Raw genomic sequence first — 599 nt, 5'->3', positions numbered from 1 at the left:
GCCGACCCGGACCGCCGGTGCACGACGACCTCGTCCGCCGCGAGTTCACCGCGACCCGGCCCAACCAGCTGTGGCTCACCGACATCACCGAACACCCCACCGGCGAGGGCAAGCTCTACCTCTGCGCAGTCAAGGACGCCTGCTCGAAACGGATCGTGGGCTACTCCATCGACGCCCGCATGACCTCGGCGCTGGCAGTCAACGCCCTGCGCAACGCCGTGAATCAACGTGGAGCCCTCGCCCCGACCGTGGTCCACTCCGACCGCGGCAGTCAATTCCGATCACACGCCTACCAGCGAGAACTCCGCAGCTCCCGGCTGCGGGGCTCAATGGGACGGGTCGGCACCTGCGCCGACAACGCCGCAATGGAGTCGTTCTTCAGCCTGCTGCAGAAGAACGTGCTCAACCGCCGGCGCTGGAACACCCGGACCGAACTCCGACTGGCGATCGTGTCCTGGATCGAGACCACCTACCACCGCCGACGCCGCCAACAAGCCCTCGGACGTCTCACCCCGGTCGAGTTCGAGACACTGCTCAACACCGCCCACGCGGCCTGACCCACCTACCGAGATCGGGTCAACCGAACTCGGGGCAGTCCC

The 599-nt window shown here is 67.3% G+C and carries 1 protein-coding gene; it reads left to right on the top strand.

What is annotated here, in order from left to right; genetic code table 11:
• Positions 1-557, top strand: a 557-nt coding sequence (locus FVA95_RS29235) for an IS3 family transposase (RefSeq protein ID WP_149666933.1), incomplete at its 5' end; no start/stop codon positions are given.
• Positions 558-599 lie beyond the last annotated feature (42 nt).

Source organism: Pseudonocardia sp. EV170527-09, from assembly GCF_008369905.1.
Classification (GTDB): Bacteria; Actinomycetota; Actinomycetes; order Mycobacteriales; family Pseudonocardiaceae; genus Pseudonocardia.
Note: the sequence above shows the minus strand (reverse complement) of the source record. Positions and strands in the feature narration are given on the sequence as shown.